Here is a 17,931-nt window from a genome sequence, read left to right on the forward strand (position 1 = left end):
GAACATGGGAAAGCCTTTCTTTACTTAGGTTTCCGTAGCATCGTTTTCTTCATCGATTCATCATTTTTATATTTTTTCTATGTTTTCTTGTCATCGTTTTATTTTTTGATGAACAAATGATGATATAATGATGACAGCCCTGGCATCGATAGATATTAAGAAAAGTTCAATCTGTCATCGTTTCATCGAAATTGTCAAGCAAAAAGGATTTTTTCACAGTAAAATACCTCCCCTTGGCATCCAATAATTGCATGGAGGCATCCTGCCAGATTACCAGTTTTTGATAGCTCAGGGAGTTGTCCTTGTTCTCCAGTTTCCAATCCCTCTTCAGCAGTCTTCTGAGTTGTGTCAAATCGGTCTTTATCCGTGTCCTGTTCAACAGCTGTAATGCATCCAAAGGGCAAAGGTGTATTTCTTCGGTATCAAACTGTTCCATGGCCCCAAGCAGAATCGTGGCAAGTTCCTTTTCGACCCTATTGCGATTATTCTGTACCAACTTTTTCAAGGCTGGTGTCCGTATCTGTTTTGGAGTGAACCACATCCTTGTAGTATGCTTACTTGATAACTGTCGCTTTTGCAGGTGATGCAAAAAAGCCGGTATTTCCGACATCAATCGGTTCAAGAAATCGGTCTCCTCTTTTTTGAGCACGGGTATTTTCAGTACCCAAAAACGGGTCTCGTTCCCGTCTATCTTGATGAAATTGTCCTCATTGTTGCTGCATAGGACGAACTTGCCAAAGAACTCCACTTCCCGTTTATCCTTTCCCTTCGCCTCCAACTTGTTGATATTGGTGGTGCTCAGGTATTTGATACGTTCGGTCAGCTCTTCCTTGTTGAACAGTACTTCGTCTATACAGATGAGCAGCTTGTTCGCCCAGTCCGCATTGAACTGGCTACTAAAACTGTCATTGGTCAGATAGGTCATATTGTTATCGAAGATGGCCTTCAGCCATTTCAGAAAGGTGCTCTTGCCCGTGGAACGTTCCTTGGACACCAAACATAGGATTGGCAATACCTGTACCGGTTTTGTGTACAGTAATTGCAGGTAGTCCAATCCCAGATCATAGTGCTTACCAAAAATATGTTCGATGAAACTCAATGACGTACTGCATTCGCCTTCTTTGGGAATTGTGGGCAAAGGAGAATAGGTGTTATAGAACCCTTTATACTCCTGTTTAAAATCGACGTGGCTAGGGATGCAGGTAAAGCCATCATATTTTGGAACTTTGCTCAGGTAATCCTTGCCATGATCTTGGCGGATGGTCTCTATGTTCCAGTGTACCAGAATCTCATTGAAATGTCCGGCGATGGTCGGTGCCTGCACCAATTTATAGTACGAAGTGCCCACTCGTAAGTATGGTACTGTTTTCATAGAATAACGTTTTGAACACCAAGAGGATTCCCAAGATGTAGTTGTGAGTTGATAAAAAATTCAGAAATGGTATCGCCAGCTATTACCTAACGAACGGGCTCCGCTATCACTTCGATTTCCGGTATGGGTTTTCGTTCGTTTTGGAGTAGCCAATTGACGATCTTCTTCTTTTCGAAAAAAATCAGTTTTCCGTTGGGTTTTGAGTGGGGAATATTTCCCGCAGCGGTAAGTTTGTACAGATAGCTCCTGGATATCCCTGTATAGTCACAGGTTTCCTCAAAGGTCAGTACCTCTTTATTGGCAATCAACAGTTTTTCCAAACGGTCTAGCCGTTCGAGTATTAAAAAATTGTCCATTTTGTTTCTTTTTAGGGTTACGAAATGAACAAAAGCGCTTTTGTTTTCTTTCAATATTGCTATTGGATAAATGTATGAAAATAGGCAAACGGAGAAGTAGGAAAAAACAAATAGTTATTCACAAATAACTGATATACAACAAATTAAATTAAATATTGCCAAACTAGATAGTGCTAATGGACCGGAAGTTTTATTTGGTTTCATTTGATGCCAAAGGACACCAATCTAAATAAGGGTTTAGTTTGGGGTTTAGCAGAAAATTGTGGGTTATCAACAATGGGAACAGCAAAAACAAGAAAATAATAGCTTTAGAAAGGCAGGTTTTAAGATTTGGGTTATCTAAATCATGGTTCGATATTTTGTTACTGCGTGAAGAAAGATTGGCATTCTATGTAAAAATACTGTTTCAAAAAACCTTCCTTTTACAAAACTGTTGGCATAGAGGAGCTTTGCAACACAGTTGCATGTATTTCTTGCTATCTTCGCAAAGTGAAAATAATCGCAGTCATACTATCCTTATATTTTTTGGCACTCAACTTAGTGCCTTGCGGCGATGATGCTCAAATTTCCGATTCGGAAACAACCGAGTTTCAAGTGGGTTTGGACCATAATCAAAATCACGGCGATTGTGAACTTTGCTCACCTTTTTGTCAATGCCATTGCTGTCATTCGCACACCATTGTCTTTGATTTGGACATCTATGAGCCTATCGAACCTATGGTCATGCAAGAAAGTTTTTCCCATTTTGAAAGCGTAAGCGAAGACCCGGTATTTACCCTCTTTCAACCTCCGAAGATTATTGGCTAATTACATATGCGATGACATCATCGCCCTCCAAAAAAAATTAGTCAATTAAATTCAAATTACAATGAATAAATATGCAATAAGCCTTTGGCTTATGCTCATTTGCTGTGCATTCGGTTATGCGCAGAATACGCTGAAAATCAATATTTTTACAGCAGAAGAAAAAGAACCTTTATTCGGGGCGACCATTTTCATTGTGAGCCTGAACAAGGGAGTTACCACCGATTTTGATGGTATAGCCCTATTGGAGGATGTACCCGATGGTCAATACAATCTCCAAATCTCGTACTTGGGCTTCGAGACTTTGGAAACCAATATTGTTGTACCTACGGGAGACGATTTGGTATTTTATCTGAAGGAAAGTGCAAACGCCTTGGATGAAGTGGTAGTACAGTCCTCAAGAAGCACTCGAACCATACAAAGGATACCCACCCGAATAGAGTATGTCGGGGTTGAGGAATTAGGGGAAAAAGCGATAATGAACCCAACGAATATTTCCATGGTACTCCGTGAAAGTACGGGAATCCAGATGCAACAGACCTCGTTGAGTAGTGCCAACACCAATATTCGGATACAAGGTTTGGACGGTCGTTACACCCAGCTCCTTCGAGATGGTTTTCCCCTCTACGGAGGTTTTTCAAGCGGTTTGAGTATTCTACAAATACCACCGTTAGATTTGAGACAGTTTGAAATTACAAAGGGAAGTTCTTCCACATTGTACGGTGGTGGAGCCATAGCAGGTTTGGTCAATATGGTTTCCAAGACTCCAAACGAAGAACCTGAACTGGATATCATGCTTACCCAGACCCAGGCATTGGGAAGCACGGCCAATGTTTTCTATAGTGAACGTAATGATAAATGGGGATGGACACTTTACGGCTCTGGTCATTTACAAAAAGCTTTTGACCCTGAAGATGATGGATTTAGTAACCTTCCTCGTACCCGTTCCTTAAGTTTCAACCCCAAATTGTTCTATTATCCTTCTGAAAAAACTACGGTGTGGTTTGGTGTCAACGGAACCTACGATGATAGAAAAGGAGGTGATATTACTAAGATTGAAGAGGGTGAAAATGGAATTCATCAGTATACCGAAGAAAACCTGTCAAAGCGAATCAGTACACAAGCTGTTTTCGAAACCCATATGGATTCGACCCAATCCATTTCGATCAAGAACAGCGTTGCGTTTTTTGATAGAAGTCTTGAAATCCCTGACCTTTCTTTCAAAGGAACGCAATGGAACACTTTTTCGGAGGCTACATATCAGAAACAGGGCTTAACATCAGATTGGGTCTTGGGAGCCAACCTTTACACTACTTCTTTTTATGAAATGGAGAATCCCGTTGAACGTGATCAACGCGATATTACATACGGACTATTTCTAAATAGCATCCATGATCTTTCGGACCGATGGATTCTTGAAACAGGTGTTCGAACGGATTATGCTGAGGATTGGGGATTCTTTCCACTCCCAAGGGTCTCCTTGCTTTACAAATCAAACACTAGTTTTTCAAGTAGGCTCGGTGGTGGACTAGGGTATAAAATCCCTGATATTTTTACGGAAGAAGCAGAGTTCATCAATTTCAAGGATGTACTTCCCATTGATAGGGAAACTATGAAAGCCGAACGGTCGTACGGTCTGAACCTTGATTTTAACTATCAAACGCGATTATCTGACGAGCTGGGCTTTTCTATCAATCAATTGTTTTATTTGACCGCTATCAGAAATGGCCTATTGCTCAACTCTTTGGGTAATGGTTTGTTCCAGTTTGAAAATGCAACAGGGGAAATCTTGAGCAAAGGCTCAGAGACGAATATCAAATTCAATTTCAGGGATTTTCGATGGTTTTTAAATTACGCGCTTATCGACGCGAGATTGAATTATTTACCTGGCAATCCTCAAAAACCTTTGACCGCCAAGCATAATGCGGGAAGTATTTTAATGTATGAATCCGAAAAATGGCGTATTGGGTATGAGACCTATTACACAGGAAAACAATTACTATCAAATGGAACGGAAACTACTGATTTCGTAACCATGGGGCTCTTGTTGATGCGCAACTTTAAATGGGGAAGCACATTCATTAATTTTGAAAATTTCACGGACAGGAGGCAGAGCCGTTTTTCACCTTTGGTATTGCCCCCACACGAAAACCCTACCTTTCCAGAAATCTATGCCCCCACGGACGGATTTATCTTTAGCGTAGGCCTTATTTTTAAACCATTTGGAAACGAAGACAACGATTAATTGAAAATACAATGATACAAGCAGATAAATTTATGGAAGAAAAAGGGGTTCGCCCTACGGCAATGCGTTTGTTGGTCTTCCGGTTCTTGGCGGAAAGCAAAGCTGCGAAAACGCTATCGGATATTGAAAACACATTTGCAAAGGCGGATAGGACCACTTTGTATAGAACCCTCAAAACCTTTGAGGATAAAGCGATAGTACATCAGATAGATGATGGTACGGGCATGACCAAATATGCACTATGTGAAGAAGGCTGTAATTGCGAACTCGAACAGGATTTGCACCTTCATTTCCATTGTAACAACTGTAAGGAGACGGTCTGTCTTACGGAACATAAAATTCCATATATCAATCTTCCGGACGGTTACGTTGCAGAAGATGCGAATTTGGTATTGAAGGGAATCTGTGACAAATGTAGCGGACAATAAATGCACTTCTGTTGCATGGTTCCATAATGTACCTTGCATTAAAAAAGTAGTAATCCATGAAATTCAACACAACTATACCAAGCGGACTCAAAGGACATTACTTAAAAGAGATTGAACTGTATCGTTCATGCCTTCAAAAGAATGATTTAACAAGGGCATGGCATCATCTTGAACGTTCGCATGTTTTGGGGCAATCTTTTCCTTTGGAGCATACATATTCCCATTGGCTGATGCTTAAATTTGGTTTCAGACAGAGAAACCTAATAGAAGTCTTGGGACAACTACTTCGGTTGCTCGTTGGCGGTTGGAAATCGTTCATTGACCATGTTCCGCTTGGAAATACAGGTGGAAGTAATGTGCCACCTATGAAGATGATGGAAATACCACCAGACTTAACTCTTATTTTGAATAATCACGGAAAAGGTCAATGAAAAAGCTAAACATAAGAGACCTTGATACCCAAGAACATTTAGGGGAGCACAGTCATGATGACGGACACAATCACAGCAGTCCAGAAGAAGCATCCAATTTCAGAACGTATCTGCCTGCGATTTTCAGCTTCGTAATGCTAATGATAGGTATTGCGGTTGATTATTTCGATGCTATTCCTTTTTTCAAGGGATGGGTCAGAATTGTTTGGTACACGATAGCTTACATTCCAGTAGGGTTTCCAGTAATCAAGGAAGGATGGAATAGTATCAAAAATGGAGATTTCTTTACGGAATTTTTACTGATGTCCATTGCCACTTTGGGAGCTTTTGCGATAGGCGAATATCCCGAAGGCGTGGCCGTAATGTTATTCTATGCTGTAGGCGAATTATTCCAACAAGCAGCCGTTAATCGGGCGAAAGGGAACATCAAGGCATTATTAGATGTACGACCTAATGAAGCTCTGGTATCCCGCAATGGCGACTTCATTTCTGTTCATCCTGAAACTGTAGCGATAGGCGAAAAAATTCAAGTACGTGTGGGCGAGAAAGTACCTCTAGATGGAATTCTACTTTCAGATAAAGGTTCTTTTAATACTGCAGCCCTTACGGGAGAAAGCAAACCCGATACCCTCCAGAAAGGCGCATCTGTGTTTGCTGGAAGTATTAATCTCGATGGGGTAATAGAATTGGAAACTTCGAAAGAGTTCAAGGACAGTTCCATTGCGCGTATTCTCGATATGGTTCAAAATGCAACCGCTCGCAAATCTAAAACCGAACTTTTCATTAGAAAATTTGCTCGTGTTTATACACCTATCGTTGTTTTTCTCGCTATAGGTCTAACGTTGCTTCCCTATTTCTTTGTTGATGATTATGTATTAAGAGATTGGCTTTATAGGGCTTTGATATTCCTTGTGATTTCCTGTCCCTGTGCATTGGTCATTTCTATTCCTTTGGGTTATTTCGGTGGTTTGGGTGCAGCGTCCCGAAACGGTATCCTTTTCAAGGGCGCGTCCTTTCTCGATGCAATGACAAAGGTAAATACCGTAGTGATGGACAAAACAGGAACCGTTACCAAAGGTGTCTTTAAAATCAAGGAAGTGGTAAATAGTTCCACTTTCCCTGAGACGGAATTTATGCAATACCTGATGGCTATGGAAGAACAATCCAACCATCCGATTGCAAAAGCAATTTTGGAATATAAAGCCGAAGGTGCGGATTTTGAAGCGACTGATGTCTCAGAAGTTGCTGGAAAGGGATTGAAAGGAACTGTTAATGGGAAAACAGTTTTGGTTGGCAACAAAGCCCTAATGGCCTCGAACAATATAGAGGTGCCTTCAGAAACGGATAATATCATAGAATCAATTGTAATGGTCGCCATTGAAGGAAAATTTGCGGGTTACGTTACTATAGCAGACGAGTTGAAAGAAGATGCCCATCAAGCCATCAAACAAATTAGGGAATCGGGAATTTCCAAAATCATTATGCTTTCTGGGGATAAAGATTCCATTACCCAAAAAGTCGCCAAAGAATTAGGTGTCGATTGGGCAAAGGGTGGCTTATTACCTGAAGATAAACTCAATGAAGTAGAAAAGCTCAAAGAGCAACCAGATACAAAGGTTGCCTTTATAGGCGATGGTATCAACGATGCTCCCGTTTTAGCGGCAAGCGGCGTAGGTATAGCAATGGGGGGCTTAGGAAGTGATGTGGCTATTGAAACAGCTGACGTTATCATTCAAAATGACCAACCATCAAAGATTGCACGGGCAATTAAAATAGGTCGCTCAACAAGAAGTATCGTATGGCAGAATATTGCCTTAGCTTTTGGAGTTAAAATCATAGTACTTATTTTGGGTGCAGGTGGTCTCGCAACAATGTGGGAAGCTGTTTTTGCCGATGTGGGTGTGGCATTACTTGCAATTCTCAACGCGGTGCGATTGCAGAAGATGAAGTGGAATTAAATGTAAAGTATTGTTAAAGGGTACAACAAATTGTAATATTTCGTAGTTTTGTTTAACGAATGAAAGAAACACTACATAAAATCACCTCTACTTTAATGGCACTTATTGTGCTATTATCCACATTGTCTTTCTCTGTGGATATGCATTACTGTGGTGACCATTTGGTAGATTTCAGTATGTTCGACAAGGTAGACACCTGCATGATGAAAGCAGAAAAGTCGAAAGACTCTAATTCCTGTGAAGTTATGGAAATGGAGACCGAGACAAGCTGTTGTTCCGATATAGAAGTTACAATTGAGGGTCAAGATGATTTAAAAATCTCATTCGACAACCTTACTTTTGAACAGCAACAATTTGTTTATTCTTTTGCTTATTCCTTTATAAATCTCTTTGATGCGGTAGACGAAAATATAACTCCGTTTAGAGACTATGTCCCGCCTCCACTATTACGGGATGTTCAAATTTTAGACCAGACTTTCCTTATTTGATTATTAGACAGTATTAAGTGTGCCCTACGATAACTATCGTTTAGGGCTCAATTTGTTGTGTTTGTTTTTCTGTTTTCTAGAATTTCAAATCTTTCATAACTGTTTAATTATCAAATCACATGCTTAATAAAGCTATCAAATTCCTTATCGAGAACAAACTCGTTGCAGTATTAATGCTCGCCTTATTTGTAGGTTGGGGTATCGTAAATGCACCGTTTGGTTGGAATACAGGCTTTCTGCCTTCAAACCCCGTGGCCGTAGATGCTATTCCGGATATTGGTGAAAACCAACAAATTGTTTTTACGAAATGGGAAGGCCGTTCTCCACAAGACATTGAGGACCAGATTACGTATCCGTTAACCACTTCTTTGCTCGGTATACCAGGGGTAAAAACTATCCGTAGTTCTTCTATGTTCGGTTTTTCGAGCATCTATATCATTTTTGAGGAAGACATCGAGTTCTATTGGTCACGTAGTCGGATTTTAGAAAAGCTAAATTCATTGCCGGCTAATCTATTGCCAGAAGGTTTAAACCCAGCCCTGGGGCCTGATGCGACAGGATTGGGTCAAATCTATTGGTACACTTTAGAAGGGCGTGATGAAAATGGAATTGTAACTGGTGGATGGGATTTACAGGAACTACGCAGCATTCAAGACTACTATGTGAAATATGCGCTTTCAGGTGCTAGTGGTGTCTCGGAGGTCGCCTCTATTGGTGGTTATGTACAGGAATATCAAGTTGATGTGAATCCTGAGAAAATGCGCCAATATAAAATAAGTCTAAGCCAAATTGTAAAGGCAGTAAAGGAGAGCAATCAGGATATAGGAGCGCAGACCTTAGAAATAAACCAAGCTGAATATTTAGTTCGCGGATTGGGATATGTCAAGTCTATTGCGGATTTAGAAAATGCAGTTGTTTCTTCTGAAAATTTCACATCCTTACGTATTAAAGATGTAGCCAACGTAACACTTGGCCCTGCAACTAGGCGTGGCATTTTAGATAAAGAAGGAGCAGAAGTTGTTGGTGGTGTCGTTGTTGCTCGCTACGGTGCAAACCCAATGGAAGTCATCACGAATGTAAAGGCACAGATTGATGAGCTTAAAGATGGCCTGCCTTCAAAAGTACTGGCAGATGGCCGTACATCTCAACTTACCGTAGTTCCTTTTTACGACCGTACAGAGCTGATTGAAGAAACACTCGATACACTTAATGAAGCATTGACATTAGAAATTCTAATTACCATTTTGGTAATTATCATAATGGTCTTCAATTTAAGGGCGTCTATCTTAATTTCTGGATTATTACCCGTCGCTGTTTTGATGGTTTTTGTTGCCATGAAAATCTTTAATGTAGATGCGAATATAGTGGCGCTTTCAGGTATCGCCATCGCTATTGGTACCATGGTCGATGTTGGTGTTATTCTAGCCGAAAACATGATACGGCATATGGATGATAAAAAGTTGCGTTTTAGCGAAAACGGAACTGAATACACCACAAATGAAATTATCTATAATGCCACGTCTGAAGTTTCTGGAGCAATCTTAACTGCAGTCCTAACTACCATTATAAGTTTTGTGCCAGTATTTACGATGATTGGTGCAGAAGGAAAGCTATTCCGTCCCCTTGCTTTTACTAAAACAATGGCACTTTCGGCTTCATTGGTTATCGCCTTGTTCATAATCCCACCATTGGCGGCATATTTATTTAGAAAGCAGAACATAAAATCTTCGTTTAGCTATGTACTTCAAATTTCGCTTTTAGTATTGGGAGCAATCGCAATGTTTTCAGGCTATTGGTTAGGGATTGTTTTGATTGCTTTTGGTGTAACGGGACTTTTAAATTTAAGGGGTAATCTTAACAAGAAGAAAGTAAATCTGATTAACATTATTATATCGTCAACTGCTATAATATTTATGCTAGCAGAATATTGGAGACCCTTAGGCTTTGATAGAAGTGTATTTGTCAACCTGATTTTTGTAGCGTTAATTTGCTTTGGAGTTCTAGGGATATTTTCTGTACTGAGAAGGTATTATGGTCAGATTTTGGAATGGGCATTAGCGAATAAACTCTTGTTCCTAATCATTCCTGCAACAGTACTTATTTCTGGTGTCTGGATTATGAACAACACCGGAAAGGAATTTATGCCATCCCTAAACGAAGGCTCGTTCCTTTTAATGCCCACCTCTTTACCTCACGCTGGTGTAGAAGAAAACAAACGGGTATTGCAACAACTGGATATGGCAGTTGCTACTATTCCAGAAATAGAAACGGTGGTTGGTAAATCTGGCAGAACAGAATCCGCACTCGACCCGGCACCGCTATCCATGTATGAAAATATGATTCAGTATAAATCTGAATACATGCATAATACAAAAGGTAAAAAGCAACGCTATAAAATAAATGACGACGGGCTTTTTGTGCTGAAAGATGGTAATCTTGTTATCAACCCAAATACGGATATAGATAGTGAAAATTCGAGTTACGATGCATCAAGATTAAGAGACCCATTTGCTATTCATTCGAAGCATTTGGTTGAAGATGACGATGGCGAATTCTACCGTAACTGGCGACCAGAAATTAATAACCCAGATGATATATGGAATGAAATAGTTAAGGTGACCAAATTACCAGGGGTAACTTCCGCACCGAAATTACAACCCATTGAAACCCGATTGGTAATGCTACAAACAGGAATGCGAGCACCTATGGGAATCAAGGTTAAAGGGCAAGATTTAGCCCAAATAGAGGCCTTTGGTTTACAGTTAGAAGGTATTCTGAAACAAGCCGAAGGTGTTAAGGAGCAGGCTGTTTTTGCAGACCGTATTGTGGGTAAACCTTACTTATTAATTGATATCAAACGAGAGCAACTAGCGCGATATGGAATATCCATTATGGATGTTCAGCAAGTTCTAAAAGTAGCTGTTGGCGGAATGCCTTTGACGCAGACAGTTGAAGGTCGTGAGCGTTATGGAGTTCGTGTGCGTTACCCAAGAGAATTACGTGGGAATGAAGAAGACCTTAAAAACATTTATGTTCCTGTAGAAAAGGGAAGTCCCGTGCCATTGGGCGAACTCGTTGACATACGTTACGAACAAGGTCCACAAGTGATTAAAAGTGAAGATACCTTCCTAATCGGATATGTACTATTCGATAAGCTTGACGGTTTTGCTGAAGTAGATGTCGTAGAAAATGCTCAGGCTTTAATCAAGGCAAAAATCGCTGCAGGGGAATTAACCGTACCTAAAGGAATCAGTTATCAATTTACTGGAACCTATGAAAATCAGTTGCGAGCTGAGAAAACACTTTCAGTTGTAGTTCCGTTGGCACTAGCAATCATTTTCTTGATTTTGTATTTCCAGTTCAAATCTTTTTCTACTTCACTTATGGTCTTTACAGGAATAACGGTGGCTTTTGCAGGTGGTTTCATTATGATTTGGTTGTATGGTCAAGACTGGTTCTTCAATTTCAACCTGTTCGGAGAGAACATGCGTGACCTATTCAATATGAAAACCATCAATCTGAGTGTGGCGGTATGGGTCGGGTTTATTGCACTATTTGGTATTGCTACCGATGACGGAGTAGTAATGGCAACCTACCTCACACAAACCTTTGACCGCGATAAACCAACAGATAAAAAGGGTATCAGGCATTCAGCATTAGAAGCTGCGAAAAAGCGAATACGTCCTTGTCTGATGACCACGGTAACTACAATTCTTGCCTTACTTCCCGTATTGACATCCACAGGAAAGGGGAGTGATATTATGATACCAATGGCCATCCCAATTTTTGGGGGAATGGTGATTGATATTACCTCCTATTTCATTGTACCGGTATTGTACAGTTGGAAGGAAGAATTCAAACTAAAAAGAGCAAACTAATGAGAAATATAAATATGGTTATCTGTCTTTTGTTTGTTTCCGCTTTTGCGAAAGCGCAACAATTACAATCATTTATTAGCGAGGCGGTAGCTAATAGCCCTGAGATTAAGGCGTACAATCTTCGTCATAACATAGCTGAAGAAAAAGTAAACGAAGCCGACTGGATTCCGAATACAGAATTCAGCGCAGGCTATTTTGTGAGTGAACCTGAAACTAGAACAGGTGCGCAACGTGCTCGATTTTCGGCGAGACAAATGTTGCCTTGGTTCGGTACGATTACGGCTAGAGAAAATTACGCGAGCGCAATGGCAGATTCAGAATATGTAGAAGTCGTGATTGCAAGACGTAAACTGGCACTTGCGGTTTCTCAATCCTATTATAGACTCTATAGTATAAAGGAGAAACAAAAAGTACTTGATGAGAATATTCAGTTATTAAAAAACTATGAAAAACTGGCACTTACTTCTGTAGAAGTTGGAAAGGCATCTGCAGTAGACGTATTACGGTTGCAGATTAGACAAAATGAGTTGCAGCAGCAAAAAGAAGTATTAGATGAAGGGTATTTAGGCGAGCAAACATCCCTTAATAAATTTCTTAATCGAGATGGGAACACAGAAGTAGTTATTCTTGAAAAATTAATGCTCCCACATGAAGATGGCGTGTTTGCTGAGGATGCTTTAACACTTAATCCGGAATTGCTCAAATATGACAAACTCTATGAATCCGTAGTACAATCAGAAGAATTAAATCAAGCAGAACGCAATCCTATGATTGGCTTTGGATTGGATTATGTGCCAGTTTCCGAGCGACCTGATATGAGTTTTAGTGATAATGGTAAGGATATTTTTATGCCCATGGTCTCTGTTTCTGTACCCCTTTTCAATAATAAGTACAAGTCTACTTCAAAACAGAACGAACTGAGACAGCTTGAAATAACATCTCAAAAAGACAAACGCCAGAATGTTTTAGAGTCTGCTTTTGCTCAAGCGATATCACAACGCAATCAGGCTAGGATTAAATACAATACACAAGAGAAAAACTTGAAGCAGGCTAATGATGCGGAAGAAATCCTAATTAAGAATTATGAGACCGGTACTATCGATTTTAATGATGTACTCGATATTCAAGAACTACAATTAAAGTTTCAAATCAATCAGATAAGTGCCATCACAACTTACTATGCCCAAAGTGCAGTAGTCAATTATTTAATAACTCAATAAACACAAAAAAATGAAAAAATTCAGAACAATTTTAGGAGCAATGTTAGTAATAGCCTCAATTGCAATGGTCTCCTGTAAGGACAATAAAAAAGAGGTGATAACGGAAACAAACGCCGAGAACCAAGGTAAGGAATATACTTCGGCTTATGTATGCCCTATGCATTGCGAAGATAGTGGTAGCGATAAAGAAGGAAAATGTGGTACCTGCGGAATGACACTAGTAAAAAACGAAGACCATAAATCAAACGGTCATAAGCACGAATAAATTTTGTTAAAAGTATATCAGATGAAACACACCTTTCACATAGACGGTATGACCTGTAACGGTTGCCGTAATCACGTAGAGCGAACACTTTCTAAAGTGGAAGGTGTGACTAATGTTTCGGTAGATTTAGAGAAAGCAGAAGCAACTATCGAAATGGATTCACACATTGCTATTGAGACTTTTCAGAAAACGATGAAGAATGATGGCGGTGCATACAGCATTCATAAGCTTGGAGAGCATCATAAAACAACGGAGTCAAAAAAGGAAAAGTCCGTGGGCAAAGGAACAGGAACGTTTTATTGCCCAATGCATTGTGAGGGCGATAAGACCTACGATAAACCTGGCGATTGCCTTGTGTGCGGAATGGATTTAGTACCAATGCAGCCAGACCTTTCTTCAGAAGAGAAGACCTATAAAAAGTTACTCAAGAAATTCTGGATAGCTGTAGCTTTTATGCTGCCTATCTTCATAATCGCAATGAGTGAGATGATTCCTCACAATCCATTATACGATATAATGGAACAAAAATCGTGGAATTGGATTCAGTTTGCACTTTCTATCCCAGTCGTATTCTATGCAACTTGGATGTTCTTTGAACGTGCCTTTAAAAGTATAAAAACATGGAATCTCAATATGTTTACGCTGATTGGTATCGGTGCAGGTGTAGCTTGGCTATTTAGTGTTTTTGGGATGTTGTTTCCTGATTTCTTTCCTGAGCAATTCAAGACCGAATCAGAAGCCGTACATGTTTATTTTGAAGCTGCAACGGTAATACTTACTCTCGTATTAATGGGTCAGGTTTTAGAAGCTAGAGCACATAGTAGAACCAATTCAGCCCTAAAAGAATTATTGAAATTGGCACCTAATAAAGCAATACGAGTTGTTGATGGATATGAAGAAGAGGTTTCGATAGACCAAATTCAAAAAGGCGATGTACTACGTGTTAAACCAGGCGATAAAATTCCTGTGGATGGTTCAATTACAGAAGGTCATACAACAGTAGATGAATCTATGATTTCGGGCGAACCTATCCCTATGAACAAAGCTGAAGATGATAAAGTAAGTAGCGGAACTATCAACGGCAATCAATCCTTTTTAATGAAAGCCGAAAAAGTAGGTAGTGATACTTTGCTCTCCCAAATCATACATATGGTAAACGATGCTAGTCGTAGTCGTGCACCTATTCAGAACCTAGCAGATACTGTTTCAGGCTATTTTGTGCCTGTAGTAGTAATTATAGCTTTAATAACCTTTGGTGTTTGGGCGATTTGGGGTCCACAACCAGCATATGTATATGCGCTTGTAAATGCGATTGCAGTATTGATTATAGCTTGTCCTTGTGCTTTAGGGTTGGCAACACCTATGTCAGTAATGGTAGGCGTCGGTAAAGGGGCGCAGAACGGTGTTCTAATTAAGAATGCCGAAGCCTTAGAGAAAATGGACAAGGTAGATACTTTGATAGTTGATAAGACAGGAACGATAACAGAAGGAAAACCAACTGTTGAAAAAATGGGGTCGTTCAATGATTTATTTTCTGAAATTGAGATAACGCAACTTATAGCTTCCTTGAACAGTTCTAGCGAACATCCACTGGCCGAAGCTACCGTCAAGTATGGGAAAGAACAAAAAATAGAAATTCGTAAAGTGGATGGTTTTAGTGCCGTTACGGGAAAAGGAGTCGAAGGAAAAGTAGATGGTAAAAAGCTGGACTTAGGAAATGCCAAAATGATGGAGTATGCCAATGCAGCTAGATCATCAGCAATGGAAGCCGAAGCGCAATCATTTCAAAAACAAGGAAAAACCGTTTCCTATCTGGCAGTAGATGGCCATGTGTCTGGTTATGTAGTGATACGCGATAAAATAAAAGGTACAAGTGCCAAAGCCATTGCAGCACTTCAAAATAGAGGAATTTCAGTAATAATGCTTACTGGCGATAATCACGATACTGCACAAGCCGTTGCCACCGAACTCAACTTAGCAAACTTCAAGGCTGGAATGTTACCAGAAAATAAATTGGAAGAGGTAAAGAAACTACAAGACGAAGGTCATGTCGTAGCAATGGCAGGAGATGGAATCAATGATGCCCCAGCCCTCGCAAAAAGTGACGTAGGTATCGCAATGGGTACGGGAACAGATGTTGCAATTGAGAGTGCAATGATTACCCTAATAAAAGGGGATTTACATGGTATTGTAAAAGCAAGAAATTTAAGTGATAAAGTAATGCGGAATATAAAACAAAATCTATTTTTCGCTTTGATATATAACACTCTAGGTATACCCATAGCGGCAGGGGTTTTATTTCCTGTTTTTGGAATTCTCTTATCACCAATGATTGCCGCATTAGCAATGAGTTTTAGTTCAGTTTCGGTAATTGTAAATGCACTCAGACTCAAAACAAAATCAATTAATTAATTAGTTATGAAAAAGAACATCTTATATCTCAGTATTGCAGTAATTATTGGACTAATAGGAGGTTACTTAATATTCGGCAATAGCTCGGATTCAAGCAATCAAAAAATAACAGAAGTCCATGACCATTCTGAGGATTCAACGAATGAAATGTGGACCTGTTCAATGCATCCGCAGATTATGCAGCAAGAACCCGGTGATTGCCCAATTTGTGGTATGGAATTGATTCCTGCAGAGGCAAGTTCTGAAGGTCTATTGGCAAACCAAATTCAGATGACAGAAAATGCAATGGCATTAGCGAATATTGAAACTACCATTGTTGGAAACCTTATGGAAGGTAATGATGATGGGGTAATTTCACTATCTGGTAAAATTGCTACAAATGAGGAAAACAATGCTATTCAAGCAAGTTATTTTGATGGTCGTTTGGAGAAATTAAATGTAAGCTTTGAAGGGCAAGTAGTAAAAAGAGGGCAATTATTAGCAACAATCTATTCACCTAATCTTGTAGCTGCTCAACAGGAATTAATTACAGCGACTTCTTTAAAACAATCTCAACCGGCTTTATATAAAGCTGTTCGTAATAAGTTGAAACTATGGAAGCTTTCTGCAAGTCAAATCGACAATATAGAGTCAACGGGAGAAGTACGTGAAAACTTCCCCTTATACGCAACGGTTTCAGGAACAGTAGCGATGGTAATGGCGGCAGAAGGTGATTATTTAAAACAAGGTCAGCCTATTCTAAAAGTAAGTAACCTTAATTCAGTTTGGGCAGAATTTGATGCTTATGAAAATCAAATTTCACAGTTTAAAAAAGGGCAGAAAATAAAGGTTGCCACTAGCGCATATCCTAAAAAGGAATTTGATGCGGTCATATCATTTATTGACCCTGTGTTGAATAGTAGTACAAGAACTGTGACGGTGCGCTCAACCTTAAAAAACAATGAAAATTTATTCAAGCCTGGGATGTTTGTTTCTGGAAAGATAAAAGGCACAGCCCAATCTGCGGAAGAATCATTGAATATTCCAGCAAGTGCTGTATTATGGACGGGGGAACGCTCTTTGGTATATGTAAAACCAAATCCAAATAGGCCTGTTTTTGAAATGCGAGAAGTTACTGTTGGTCTTCGTAACGGAGATAATTTTACGGTTGTTTCAGGATTGGAAAATGGAGAGGAAATTGTAACCAATGGTACATTTACTGTAGATGCAGCGGCGCAATTACAGGGCAAGAAGTCAATGATGAACAAGTCTGGTGAGAAAACAATGACGGGTCACGAAGGTCATTTAGGAATGCAAGGAGATTCAGAAAATAAATCTGATGCTATTTCAACAATGAAAATGAAACTACCAATGGCATTTCAAACAGCTTTTCAAGCTGCATTAAAACCGTATTTTAAAATGGGGGATGCCTTTGTAGCAAGTGATGCGAGTCAAGTATCTGCTTTAGCAAAAACGGTATTAGCAAAAATGAAAGCGATAGAAGTGGGTGGTTTGGGCAAAATGGAAAAGTCTCATTTATCGAAAAGCATTGCAATGTTAGATGCAATTTCATCTAGTTCTGATTTAGAAAAACAAAGAGCTCAATTGGTTGTTTTAAATGAAAATACTGTGGCCCTTGCAATGAATATCAAATCACCTACAGAAACATTGTATGTTCAAAAATGTCCTATGGCCAATGGCAACAAAGGTGCAATTTGGTTAAGCACCGAAAAAGAAATCAAAAATCCATATTATGGGGATGATATGTTGACCTGTGGTAGTGTAATTGATAGTTTGAAATAAAAGGAATTTCTGTTGATAAACTTTTAGAGTTAATAAAGAATTTGACCATACAATTATGGTCTAGTTTTAAGAGAAAATCTTAATCCCCAAAGATGAAGAGGCTATGCCTCAATCAATATCCACTTATTTGCAAAATGGCGAAAATGCTTATGAAGGAGTTATTGAATTACAAGTTTTGAACTACAATTCGATTTCTATTATTTAACTCTTACACAAAATATCAATTTTTATTAATGTAAGGTCCTTTAAAACGGCCGTTTCGTAGGACACTTTTACAAAATGAAAACTCTTT

Annotated in this window: 13 protein-coding genes; 11 read left to right on the forward strand and 2 right to left on the reverse strand. The window is 39.5% G+C overall.

From position 1 onward, the window contains the following. Positions 1-166 precede the first annotated feature (166 nt). Both LX92_RS01800 and LX92_RS01805 read right to left on the reverse strand, forming a co-directional pair. Positions 167-1,372: a primase-helicase family protein gene (locus LX92_RS01800; protein WP_109648560.1), complete on the reverse strand. Its 1,206-nt coding sequence runs from the start codon at positions 1,370-1,372 to the stop codon at positions 167-169. An 86-nt stretch (positions 1,373-1,458) separates the two neighbouring features. Further along, entirely contained in the window at positions 1,459-1,728 is a 270-nt protein-coding gene (locus tag LX92_RS01805; protein ID WP_109649033.1) for a helix-turn-helix transcriptional regulator, read from the reverse strand. 489 nt (positions 1,729-2,217) lie between these two features. Here LX92_RS01805 and LX92_RS01815 point away from each other — a divergent pair, with 489 nt between their 5' ends. The 11 genes from LX92_RS01815 (at position 2,218) to LX92_RS01865 (ending at position 17,639) form a co-directional block, all read left to right on the forward strand. Further along, positions 2,218-2,535: a DUF6660 family protein gene (locus LX92_RS01815; RefSeq protein ID WP_109648562.1), complete on the forward strand. Its 318-nt coding sequence runs from the start codon at positions 2,218-2,220 to the stop codon at positions 2,533-2,535. Between the two features lie 61 nt (positions 2,536-2,596). Then, complete coding sequence (locus LX92_RS01820) at positions 2,597-4,777, forward strand: TonB-dependent receptor (protein WP_394340335.1); 2,181 nt, start codon at positions 2,597-2,599, stop codon at positions 4,775-4,777. An 11-nt stretch (positions 4,778-4,788) separates the two neighbouring features. Further along, on the forward strand, positions 4,789-5,205 hold the full coding sequence (locus tag LX92_RS01825) for a Fur family transcriptional regulator (RefSeq protein WP_109648563.1): 417 nt from the start codon (positions 4,789-4,791) through the stop codon (positions 5,203-5,205). A 56-nt stretch (positions 5,206-5,261) separates the two neighbouring features. Further along, positions 5,262-5,636, forward strand: a complete 375-nt coding sequence (locus tag LX92_RS01830; protein ID WP_109648564.1) for a DUF3703 domain-containing protein — start codon at positions 5,262-5,264, stop codon at positions 5,634-5,636. After that, complete coding sequence (locus tag LX92_RS01835; RefSeq protein ID WP_109648565.1) at positions 5,633-7,594, forward strand: heavy metal translocating P-type ATPase; 1,962 nt, start codon at positions 5,633-5,635, stop codon at positions 7,592-7,594. Before LX92_RS01830 ends, LX92_RS01835 begins: the two co-directional genes overlap by 4 nt. A gap of 59 nt (positions 7,595-7,653) precedes the next feature. Then, positions 7,654-8,082 carry an HYC_CC_PP family protein gene (locus tag LX92_RS01840; protein WP_109648566.1) on the forward strand — a complete coding sequence of 143 codons (429 nt, stop codon included), beginning with the start codon at positions 7,654-7,656 and terminating at the stop codon, positions 8,080-8,082. Positions 8,083-8,201: 119 nt separating this feature from the next. Further along, positions 8,202-11,960, forward strand: coding sequence for an efflux RND transporter permease subunit (locus LX92_RS01845; protein WP_109648567.1), 3,759 nt, complete (start codon positions 8,202-8,204; stop codon positions 11,958-11,960). Further along, positions 11,960-13,180, forward strand: coding sequence for a TolC family protein (locus LX92_RS01850; RefSeq protein WP_109649035.1), 1,221 nt, complete (start codon positions 11,960-11,962; stop codon positions 13,178-13,180). The genes LX92_RS01845 and LX92_RS01850 overlap by 1 nt, the downstream gene beginning before the upstream one ends. Before the next feature lie 10 nt (positions 13,181-13,190). Then, the gene (locus LX92_RS01855; RefSeq protein WP_109648568.1) at positions 13,191-13,445 is read left to right on the forward strand and encodes a heavy metal-binding domain-containing protein; all 255 of its coding nucleotides are present in this window, start codon (positions 13,191-13,193) and stop codon (positions 13,443-13,445) included. A gap of 21 nt (positions 13,446-13,466) precedes the next feature. Then, the gene (locus tag LX92_RS01860; RefSeq protein WP_109648569.1) at positions 13,467-15,857 is read left to right on the forward strand and encodes a heavy metal translocating P-type ATPase; all 2,391 of its coding nucleotides are present in this window, start codon (positions 13,467-13,469) and stop codon (positions 15,855-15,857) included. A gap of 6 nt (positions 15,858-15,863) precedes the next feature. Continuing rightward, on the forward strand, positions 15,864-17,639 hold the full coding sequence (locus LX92_RS01865) for an efflux RND transporter periplasmic adaptor subunit (protein WP_109648570.1): 1,776 nt from the start codon (positions 15,864-15,866) through the stop codon (positions 17,637-17,639). The last annotated feature ends 292 nt before the right edge of the window (positions 17,640-17,931 follow it).

It is taken from the genome of Maribacter polysiphoniae (assembly GCF_003148665.1).
In the GTDB taxonomy this organism is placed as follows: Bacteria; Bacteroidota; Bacteroidia; order Flavobacteriales; family Flavobacteriaceae; genus Maribacter_A; species Maribacter_A polysiphoniae.

What these genes read in the sequence shown, in the direction of transcription:
- LX92_RS01800 (WP_109648560.1), bottom strand. Translation starts at nt 1,372, where the DNA reads ATGAAAACAGTACCATACTTACGAGTGGGCACTTCGTACTATAAATTG.
- LX92_RS01865 (WP_109648570.1), top strand. Translation starts at nt 15,864, where the DNA reads ATGAAAAAGAACATCTTATATCTCAGTATTGCAGTAATTATTGGACTA.
- LX92_RS01840 (WP_109648566.1), top strand. Translation starts at nt 7,654, where the DNA reads ATGAAAGAAACACTACATAAAATCACCTCTACTTTAATGGCACTTATT.
- LX92_RS01805 (WP_109649033.1), bottom strand. Translation starts at nt 1,728, where the DNA reads ATGGACAATTTTTTAATACTCGAACGGCTAGACCGTTTGGAAAAACTG.
- LX92_RS01825 (WP_109648563.1), top strand. Translation starts at nt 4,789, where the DNA reads ATGATACAAGCAGATAAATTTATGGAAGAAAAAGGGGTTCGCCCTACG.
- LX92_RS01860 (WP_109648569.1), top strand. Translation starts at nt 13,467, where the DNA reads ATGAAACACACCTTTCACATAGACGGTATGACCTGTAACGGTTGCCGT.
- LX92_RS01855 (WP_109648568.1), top strand. Translation starts at nt 13,191, where the DNA reads ATGAAAAAATTCAGAACAATTTTAGGAGCAATGTTAGTAATAGCCTCA.
- LX92_RS01845 (WP_109648567.1), top strand. Translation starts at nt 8,202, where the DNA reads ATGCTTAATAAAGCTATCAAATTCCTTATCGAGAACAAACTCGTTGCA.
- LX92_RS01820 (WP_394340335.1), top strand. Translation starts at nt 2,597, where the DNA reads ATGAATAAATATGCAATAAGCCTTTGGCTTATGCTCATTTGCTGTGCA.
- LX92_RS01835 (WP_109648565.1), top strand. Translation starts at nt 5,633, where the DNA reads ATGAAAAAGCTAAACATAAGAGACCTTGATACCCAAGAACATTTAGGG.
- LX92_RS01830 (WP_109648564.1), top strand. Translation starts at nt 5,262, where the DNA reads ATGAAATTCAACACAACTATACCAAGCGGACTCAAAGGACATTACTTA.
- LX92_RS01850 (WP_109649035.1), top strand. Translation starts at nt 11,960, where the DNA reads ATGAGAAATATAAATATGGTTATCTGTCTTTTGTTTGTTTCCGCTTTT.